This window comes from Actinomadura sediminis (assembly GCF_042675525.1).
GTDB classification, from domain to species: Bacteria; Actinomycetota; Actinomycetes; order Streptosporangiales; family Streptosporangiaceae; genus Spirillospora; species Spirillospora sediminis.
Window position 1 is genome coordinate 1 of record NZ_JBHTJA010000178.1, and the last position, 8,307, is coordinate 8,307.

Below are 8,307 nucleotides of genomic sequence, written 5' to 3' on the forward strand. Positions count from 1 at the left end.
CGGCGGTACAGGTCGGCGGGGCGCGCAGCGGCGGCCAGGTGGAGGACGACGGCGTCGGGCGACGCGCGGGCCGCCGCGGCGGCCGCCCGGCCGGGGTCGGGTTCGATCCGCACCCGCAGCCCCTCGCGGGCGAGGTAGCGGCGCTGGAGTTCGGCGACGGCGGCGTCGTGCTCGGCGACGAGGACGAGCCGCGCGCCGCCCGCGCTCACGATCCGCCGTTCCCGGCGGCCGCGCCCTCGCCGTCCCGGGAGGCCGCCGGGGGTTCGTCGGCGCCGCCGGGGTCGGTCGGGTCCTCGCCGCGGTCGAGCGACTTCCACATCGCGGACGGGTCGTCGCCCGCCGGTGCGCGGCGCGCCCCGGACGCGCCGGGCCCGCCGGGGCCGGTGCGCTCGTAGCGGGCGGACATCCCGGGCCAGCGGGAGCCGCGCAGCAGCGTGATCAGCCCGGCGGCGACGAGCAGGGCGCCGCCCGCGACCGACACCGTCCACCACGCGTTGACGTGCACGGACGGGTCGGCGCCGACCTGGAGCAGGGCGCTGCCGTCGCCCGCCTCGGCGGCGACGTGGGAGCCGCGCGCGGCCGTCGCGGCCGCGTAGCCGATGCCGACGCCGAACAGCGCGATGAGGGCGCCGACCGCGGCGCGGACGCGGCCGCGGGTGGCGAACAGCGCGGCGAGGCCGGCGAGCCCGGCCCAGCCGAGGGCGCCGGGCGCGCCGCCGAGGTCGCCGCCGGTCAGCTCCCGGGTGAACGGGGTGATGGCCCCGTCGGCCGTGACGGTCGCCCAGGTCCGCCCGGCGGCGAGCAGGACGAGCCCGGCTCCGGCGGCGCACAGCAGGGCGGCGAGCCCGCGTTCCCGCGCGGGGGTCATGATCCGGGACGTTCCCCGACGACGGCGTCCAGGACGTCGGCGTCCCAGCAGGTGCGGTCTCCGGTGTGGCAGGCGGCGCCGACCTGGTCGACCTTCACGAGGATCGCGTCGCCGTCGCAGTCGAGCGCGACCGACTTGACCCACTGCTGGTGCCCGGAGCTCTCGCCCTTCACCCAGTACTCCCGGCGGCTGCGCGACCAGTAGGTGCAGCGGCCGGTGGTGAGGGTGCGGTGCAGGGCCTCGTCGTTCATCCAGGCCAGCATGAGCACCTCGCCGGTGTCGTACTGCTGGGCGATGGCGGGGACGAGACCGTCGGCGCTCCGCTTGAGGCGCTCGGCGATCTTGGGGTCCAGGTTGGACGGTGGAACCGGCATGGTGACCATTGTGCCCGCTGCGGCGCGGTGCGCGGCACGACCCCCGGGCGGGACGCGCGCGGCGTGTCGGCACACGAAAGGGCCCGCCGTCCCGGGAGCGGGGCGACGGGCCCTGACGTACGACTTCGGGTGTTACAGGGGGACGACCTGGTCGGCCTGCGGACCCCGGTTACCCTGCGTCACCTCGAACTGGACGCGCTGGTTCTCGTCCAGCGTGCGGTACCCGGAGGTCTGGATCGCCGAGTAGTGCACGAACACATCCGGCCCACCGCCGTCGACGGCGATGAAGCCGAAGCCCTTTTCGGCGTTGAACCACTTCACGGTGCCCTGCTGGGGCATGTCTTTCTCCTTGCGGCAAAACACGGGCCCACACCTCGCGGGCCCGGCGCGGTCGCTGCGGTACGTCCTCGCCCCCCGGTACGGTCCCGGAAAAGCCAAAACGCCCGCTGCCATCAGTCCGCGGGCGTCTGACAAACGATCGAGAACCACGACTGCAACCGACCGTCCCACCGTATCACCGCTTCCGCGTAAAGCGGAGGAGCCGCAAGCCCTGTGTTTCTCCTCTCGGCGAACCTTGCCGTTACCTGCCCGTTAAAGACTCCAACCGGTCTCGGTCAGGCTCTTGACAGAGTCCGTGTCGCCTTCGAGGCGCACGTCGGCGACCTCCCGGCGGCCGAGCGCCCACAGGACGAGTTCGCCCACAGGGCCGTGCACGCGCACTCCGCCGGTGCCCGCGCCCGTGCCGCCGGAGGCGGCTCCGCGCGCTCCCCGGGGTCCGCGCGAGACGCGGGCGGCCCGTCCGTCGGGACGGACGAACGTTACTTCCACGTGAACATTTCTTAGGACAAAGCGGGCAATTTTTATCCGTCGCCAGAGGGCTTCCTCGAGATCGGGCGAGATCTCCCGGGGCCCGGCGCCCGCCCCGGCGCGGCGCACGTCCTCATGGTGGACAAAGAACTCGACGGCGCCGGCGTTTTCCTCCACACCGGGAAGCGCGAACGGGGAGTACTTCGGCGGTCCCTGCCGGAATCGGTCGACGAGCCGGCCGAACGGGACGTCCGCCGTCCTGCCGCGGACGCGCCGCTCGTAGAACCCCAGCGGGGGCAGCAGGATTCCGACGGCGGCGTCCGGGCGCCCCTCCCGGACGACCAGGTGCGCCACGAGGTCCCGGGCGTCCCAGCCCTCGCAGAGGGTCGGGGCGTCGGGACCGGCCGCGTCCAGCGCGTCGGCCGGCAGCCGCCGTTCGCGGCGGGCGGGTCCTTCCTGCGCGTTGCCTCGCATCGAACGATCGTAAGCCCCGCCCGGCGGGCCGGGAATAAGGGACGTATCCGCATGGTAGGGAATATCCGGGCCCGTCAGTCCCCCGCCGCCCGGTCGCGGGGTGCGTTTTCCCGGGCGCCCGCCGTGATCGAGGAGTCGCCGTGTCGCCTGCGTCCAGACGTGTCAGCCCGTCCGTCCTCCGGGAGGGGATGCGCGTGCTGTGGGTCGCCGTGCGGGCGGAGCCGCGGGTGTTCGCCCTGTCGGTGCTCGCCAGCGGGCTGTACGCCGCGATGACCGTGGCGACGGCGGAGGTGCTCGGCGTCGTGACCCAGGACGTCGTCCTGCCCGCCTTCGAGGAGGGACGGCCCGCGGCGGGGGCGCTCGCGGCCGGTTCGGCGGCGATCATCGGGGTCGCGGCGCTCAAGGCCCTGGGCGTGGCCGGGCGCCGCTTCTACGCCGGGCTGATGCAGTACCGGATGCAGGCGAAGTACCGGCGCGAGGTGACCCGGCAGTACCTGCGGCTGCCGCTGGCGTGGCACCACCGGCACCCGACCGGGCAGCTTCTGTCGAACGCCAACGCCGACGTGGAGGCGGCGTGGGCGCCGATCGCGCCGCTGCCGATGGCGGTCGGCGTGGTGTTCATGCTGGTGATCTCCGCGGTGTCGATCCTGCTCACCGACGTCGCGGTCGCCGCGGTCGGCTTCCTGGTCTTCCCCGCGATCGCGCTGGTCAACGTGCTGTACCAGCGGCGCCTGGCGCCGGTGGCGACGCACGCGCAACGGCTGCGCGCCGAGGTCAGCGAGGTGGCGCACGAGAGCTTCGAGGGCGGCCTGGTGGTCAAGACCCTCGGCCGGGAGGCCGCCGAGACGGAGCGGTTCGCGGCGGCGGCCGGCGAGCTGCGGGACGCCAACATCGCCGTCGGGCGGCTGCGCGGCCTGTTCGACCCGGTGCTGGAGGCGCTGCCGAACCTGGGCGTGCTGGCCGTGCTGCTGATCGGGTCGATGCGGCTGGAGTCGAACGCGATGACCGCGGGCGATCTGGTGCACGTGGCGTACCTGTTCACGCTGCTGTCGTGGCCGATCCGCGCGCTCGGCTGGGTGCTGGCGGAGGTGCCGCGCAGCGTCGTCGGCTGGGAGCGGGTCCGGGGCGTGCTGGACGCGACCGGGTCGCTGCCGTACGGGGAGGCGGCGCTGGACGGGTCCGGCGGGAAGGCCGCGGCGATGGAGGTCCGGGGCGTCCGGTTCGCGTACGAGGCCGACGCGCGCGCCGACCTCGGCGGGAACGGGCACGGAGGCCCGAACGGAAGCGGGAACGGGAGCGCGAACGGAAACGCGAACGGGGCCGGGCCCCGGCACGTCCTGCGCGACGTCTCATTCTCGGTCGAACCGGGCCGCACCATCGCGGTGGTGGGCCCGACGGGTTCGGGGAAGTCGACGCTGACGTCGCTGCTCGTCCGGCTGGTGGATCCGGCGGACGGCTCGGTGCTGCTGGACGGCGTCGACCTGCGGGACGTGCGGCGCGGCGGCGTCGCCGAGACGGTCGCGCTCGTCCCGCAGCAGACGTTCCTGTTCGACGACACCGTCCGCGGCAACGTGACGCTCGGGATGGACGCGCCGGACGAGCGGGTCTGGGAGGCGCTGCGGCTCGCGCAGGCCGACGGGTTCGTGGCGGCCCTGCCGGACGGTCTCGACACGAGGGTCGGCGAGCGGGGCGCGACGCTGTCCGGCGGGCAGCGGCAGCGCCTGGTGCTGGCGCGCGCGCTGATCCGGCGGCCCCGGCTGCTGGTGATGGACGACGCGACGTCGGCGGTCGACCCGCAGGTCGAGGCGCGCATCCTGCAGAACCTGCGCGAGCGGGGCGCGGGCGCCGGGAGCGGCTCGAGCGTGGTCGTGGTCGCGTACCGGAAGGCGACGATCGCGCTGGCCGACGAGGTCGTCTACCTCGACCACGGACGGGTGACGGCGCGCGGCACGCACGCCGAGCTGCTGGAGACATCGCCGGGCTACCGCGACCTCGTGAACGCCTACGAGGAGACCCGAGGCGAGCGGACGGACCTGGACGGCGGCGCCGTCGAGGGCGGCGAGGAGGCCCTGGCATGACGGTTCTGAACACCCCGAAGGGGACGGCCGGGGCCCCGCGCGGCCTCGACGACGCGACGGACGAGGGCGCGGTCGGCACACTGCGGCGCGGCCTGCGGCTGAGCCCCGAGTTCACGGCGGGCCTGCCCGTGACGCTGCTGCTGGCGCTGGTGGCCACGGCGGGACGCGTGGTGGTGCCGATCGCCGTCCAGCAGACGATCGACAAGGGCCTGGGGAACCCGGGCGGGCCCGACATCGGGTTCATCCGCACGGCGGTGCTGGTGTGCGCGGTGGCGGTGCTGGTGACGGCCGTGGCGTCGTACCTGATGAACGTGCGGCTCTACAAGACGTCCGAGGGCGGGCTGGCGAGCCTGCGCGTGAAGGCGTTCCGGCACGTGCACGACCTGTCGATGCTCACCCAGAGCGGGGAGCGGCGCGGGTCGCTGGTGTCGCGGGTGACGGGCGACGTCGACCAGATCAGCCAGTTCATGCAGTCGGGCGGGCTGATGTTCATCGTCTCGATCGGGCAGCTGGTCGTGGCGAGCGCCCTGATGCTGGTGTACTCGTGGCAGCTCGCGCTGCTGGTGTGGCTGGCGTTCCTGCCGCTGGCGTTCGCGCTGCGCCGCTTCCAGCGGATCATCTCCGCGGCGTACATGCGGGTGCGGGAGCGGATGGGCGACCTGCTGGCCGCGGTGAGCGAGTCGGTGGTGGGCGCGCCGGTGATCCGGGCGCACGCCGTGGAGGAGCGCACCGGGCGGCGCGTGGACGAGACGGTCGACGCGCACCGCGTCGCGCAGACTCGGGCGCAGGCGATGGTGGCGCTGACGTTCCCGGTGAGCGAGCTGGCCGCGGCCGTCGCGACCGCCGCGGTCGTCGTCGCCGGGGTGCTGCTGGGCGTGGCCGGGGACCTGACGGCCGGGAAGCTGGTGGCGTTCCTGTTCCTGGTGACGCTGTTCGTCAGCCCGATGCAGACCGCGACCGAGGTGTTCAACCAGGCGCAGAACGCGATCGCCGGCTGGCGGCGGGTGCTGGGCGTGCTCGACGTCGTCCCGGACGTCGCGGACCCGGGCGAGGACGGCGAGACGCTGCCGCGCGGCCCGATCGAGGTGCGGTTCGAGTCCGTCGGGTTCGCCTACCCGGGCGGGCCGCCCGTCCTACACGACGTGGACGCGACGATCGCGCCGCGCAGCCGCGTCGCGATCGTCGGGCAGACCGGATCGGGCAAGACGACGTTCGCGAAGCTGCTCACCCGGCTGATGGACCCGACGTCCGGTCGGGTGCTGGTGGACGGGGTGCCGCTGGACCGGGTGCGGTTCTCGTCGCTGCGGGAGCGGATCGTGATGGTGCCGCAGGACGGGTTCCTGTTCGACGCGTCACTCGCCGACAACATCCGCTACGGGCGCCCGGACGTGACGGACGACGACCTGGCGCGCGCGCTCACGGAGCTGGGGCTGGCCGACTGGCTGGAGGGGCTCCCGAACGGCCTGCACACGCCCGTCGGGCAGCGCGGCGAGTCGCTGTCGGCGGGCGAGCGGCAGCTCGTCGCGCTGGCCCGCGCCTACATCGCCGACCCGGACCTGCTGGTGCTGGACGAGGCGACGTCGGCGGTCGACCCGGCGACGGAGGTGCGGATCCAGCGCGCCCTGGACGGCGTGACGCGCGGCCGCACGGCGATCTCCATCGCGCACCGCCTGTCCACGGCGGAGACCGCCGACGAGGTCCTCGTGTTCGAGGCCGGGCGGATCGTCCAGCGGGGGCCGCACGCGGAGCTGGCGTCCAGGCCGGGCGTCTACGCGGACCTGCACGCCTCCTGGACGGCGCAGCGCGGGCTGTGACGGACACGACTACCTGCGGTAAAGCACTTGCCCGATATCTGGTCCAGTGCGCATTCTGCTGAGGTGAGCAATGAGGTCGTGATGGAATCGGCGAGGACGCTGCACGGACAGCTGCAGCGTGGACTCGGCAGGGCCGCGCGCCGCGCGGCGGACAGGCCCGGTTCGGGCGAGTACGTCTACGACTGCATCCGCAGGGATCCGCGCTGGGACCCGCAATGCGAGTCGCGCGGCCTGTACTACGCCCGGTTGCTGGTGGATCTGGAGTTGCCGGCGGGGCCGGTGGCCGACCATCTGTTCCATCCGTCCGACCATGTCGACGACGACCCGTGGCGGGTCCAGCTCGCGCTGCAGGTGCTGTCGGACCTGGTGCGGCTGAGCCGGCGGGAGGCCGCCGCCCCGCTGCGCCGGTACGCCGAGGAGGGCGCGCACTGGTTCGACGCGCTGGTCGAGCTGATCGAGCTGGGCGATCCCGCGCTGACGCTCGGGCTGGACGAGGTCGTCGCGGCCCGGTGCGACGACGGCGACCTCGAGCAGCTCGTCCCGGCGGAGCAGAACCCGGTGATCGACGCGTGGGCGGCGCGGCGGCCGCGGATCGCCGAGGCGCTGGCCCGGGTGCGGGAGCGGGCGCGGAACCGCGCGCTGCACCGCGCGCGGGCGCGGGCCGCCGGTTTCCCGGTGCGGCCGACGCCGGCCGGCGGGGGGCGCGGCCCGGCGGGCGACGGGCCGGACCTCGCCGCGCGCACCGACGCGGAGCTGCTCGAGCTCGCCCGGCGGCGCGGCCCGGAGGCGATCCCGGCGATCTTCGAGCTGGGCCGGCGGCGGACGCCCGCGCTGCTCGACCTCGCCGAGGAGATGCTGCCGGAGCGTCCGGGCCGGTTCGGCGCCGCGGTGTGCCGCGCGCTGACGCAGTACGGGCCGGAGACGCTGCCGCGGGCGCGCGCGTGGGCCGCCGCGAAGGGCGGGTGCGCGGACGTGGGGCTGCGGATCCTCGCGCGCCACGGAACCCGGCGGGACATCCCCCTTCTGATGGACGACCTGCGGGAGACGGTCGAGAAACGCGAATGGGGCGGGGCGGCGAGTCCCGTCGAGGGCCTGGGCCGCTTGCGCGCCGGCGAGGCCGTCCCGCTGCTGAAGACCGCCTGGACCGAGTCGACCTACGCCTACCTGCGGCCGCGTCTGCTGGCCGCGCTCGCCCGCACCGCGCCGCACACCGCCGAGTCCTACGCCGTCGAGGGGCTGTGGGACTGCGAGTCGGAGGTCCGCGAGGAGGCCGCGCGGACCGCGCCGCTCACCCGCGACACCCGCCTTCGCCTGCAACGCCTGCATCACGACGTCGCCGAGGAACCCGAGGTGCGGGCCGCCGCGGCCGCCCGCGCGGTCGGTTGATCCCCGCGTCTGATCCCCGCGTCCACCATGCTCTCCCCCCGCCCGGCGCCCGCCCGGCGCGCTAGGGGGCGCCGGCGCGGCCGTCCGGTGCCGCCGCCCAGCGCTCCAGGGCCGGGCCGACGCGCGCCAGGGTCCGCCAGGCGGCCGCGCCCCGGACGAGCGTTCCCGGGCTCCACAGCGGCCGGCGCGGCCCGTCCACGATGACCCGGACGGCCGCCAGGGGATGGCCCGGGGCCGCCGCCGCCAGCACCGCCGTCTCCATGTCGACGGCCCGCGCGCCCCGGGCGGCCAGCCGCGCGCGTCCGGCGCCGCCGACGACGCCCGGGGAGGTCAGCAGGGGTCCGAGCAGCACCCTGGTGCCCGTCCCGGCCAGCTCCGCGGCCAGCTCGCGCGCCAGCGCCTCCGGCCGGTGGCAGGGCGCCGGCGGCCCGGCGCCGCGCACCTCGCCCGCGACCAGGACGTCCCCGGGGCGCAGCCGCGCGTCGAGCGCGCCGCCGAACCCCACC

8 protein-coding genes and 1 pseudogene are annotated in these 8,307 nt (G+C 75.2%); 3 read left to right on the forward strand and 6 right to left on the reverse strand.

Features of this window, described 5'->3' with window-relative positions:
* The 5 genes and pseudogenes from ACFQ11_RS36365 to ACFQ11_RS36385 form a co-directional block, all read right to left on the reverse strand.
* A pseudogene (locus ACFQ11_RS36365) lies at nt 1-209 on the reverse strand (winged helix-turn-helix transcriptional regulator); the annotation flags it as partial.
* The gene (locus tag ACFQ11_RS36370) at nt 206-868 is read right to left on the reverse strand and encodes a TIGR02234 family membrane protein (RefSeq protein ID WP_378307268.1); all 663 of its coding nucleotides are present in this window, start codon (nt 866-868) and stop codon (nt 206-208) included. The gene ACFQ11_RS36370 and the pseudogene ACFQ11_RS36365, both read right to left, overlap by 4 nt.
* Nucleotides 865-1,242, reverse strand: a complete 378-nt coding sequence (hisI, locus tag ACFQ11_RS36375) for a phosphoribosyl-AMP cyclohydrolase (RefSeq protein ID WP_378307270.1) — start codon at nt 1,240-1,242, stop codon at nt 865-867. The genes ACFQ11_RS36370 and hisI overlap by 4 nt, the downstream gene beginning before the upstream one ends.
* Nucleotides 1,243-1,374: 132 nt before the next feature.
* The gene (locus ACFQ11_RS36380) at nt 1,375-1,581 is read right to left on the reverse strand and encodes a cold-shock protein (RefSeq protein WP_026405868.1); all 207 of its coding nucleotides are present in this window, start codon (nt 1,579-1,581) and stop codon (nt 1,375-1,377) included.
* Nucleotides 1,582-1,833: 252 nt separating this feature from the next.
* The gene (locus ACFQ11_RS36385) at nt 1,834-2,523 is read right to left on the reverse strand and encodes a TIGR03085 family metal-binding protein (RefSeq protein ID WP_378307272.1); all 690 of its coding nucleotides are present in this window, start codon (nt 2,521-2,523) and stop codon (nt 1,834-1,836) included.
* Between the two features lie 188 nt (nt 2,524-2,711).
* Here ACFQ11_RS36385 and ACFQ11_RS36390 point away from each other — a divergent pair, with 188 nt between their 5' ends.
* The 3 genes from ACFQ11_RS36390 (at nt 2,712) to ACFQ11_RS36400 (ending at nt 7,801) form a co-directional block, all read left to right on the forward strand.
* Complete coding sequence (locus ACFQ11_RS36390) at nt 2,712-4,601, forward strand: ABC transporter ATP-binding protein (protein ID WP_378307278.1); 1,890 nt, start codon at nt 2,712-2,714, stop codon at nt 4,599-4,601.
* The gene (locus tag ACFQ11_RS36395) at nt 4,598-6,415 is read left to right on the forward strand and encodes an ABC transporter ATP-binding protein (RefSeq protein ID WP_378307274.1); all 1,818 of its coding nucleotides are present in this window, start codon (nt 4,598-4,600) and stop codon (nt 6,413-6,415) included. The genes ACFQ11_RS36390 and ACFQ11_RS36395 overlap by 4 nt, the downstream gene beginning before the upstream one ends.
* Before the next feature lie 63 nt (nt 6,416-6,478).
* Nucleotides 6,479-7,801, forward strand: a complete 1,323-nt coding sequence (locus tag ACFQ11_RS36400) for a hypothetical protein (protein WP_378307276.1) — start codon at nt 6,479-6,481, stop codon at nt 7,799-7,801.
* A gap of 61 nt (nt 7,802-7,862) precedes the next feature.
* Here the strand turns inward: ACFQ11_RS36400 and ACFQ11_RS36405 are convergent.
* Nucleotides 7,863-8,307, reverse strand: a 445-nt coding sequence (locus ACFQ11_RS36405) for a phosphorylase family protein (protein ID WP_449193665.1), incomplete at its 5' end; no start/stop codon positions are given.

What these genes read in the sequence shown, in the direction of transcription:
- ACFQ11_RS36370 (WP_378307268.1), bottom strand. Translation starts at nt 868, where the DNA reads ATGACCCCCGCGCGGGAACGCGGGCTCGCCGCCCTGCTGTGCGCCGCC.
- hisI (WP_378307270.1), bottom strand. Translation starts at nt 1,242, where the DNA reads ATGCCGGTTCCACCGTCCAACCTGGACCCCAAGATCGCCGAGCGCCTC.
- ACFQ11_RS36385 (WP_378307272.1), bottom strand. Translation starts at nt 2,523, where the DNA reads ATGCGAGGCAACGCGCAGGAAGGACCCGCCCGCCGCGAACGGCGGCTG.
- ACFQ11_RS36390 (WP_378307278.1), top strand. Translation starts at nt 2,712, where the DNA reads ATGCGCGTGCTGTGGGTCGCCGTGCGGGCGGAGCCGCGGGTGTTCGCC.
- ACFQ11_RS36395 (WP_378307274.1), top strand. Translation starts at nt 4,598, where the DNA reads ATGACGGTTCTGAACACCCCGAAGGGGACGGCCGGGGCCCCGCGCGGC.
- ACFQ11_RS36380 (WP_026405868.1), bottom strand. Translation starts at nt 1,581, where the DNA reads ATGCCCCAGCAGGGCACCGTGAAGTGGTTCAACGCCGAAAAGGGCTTC.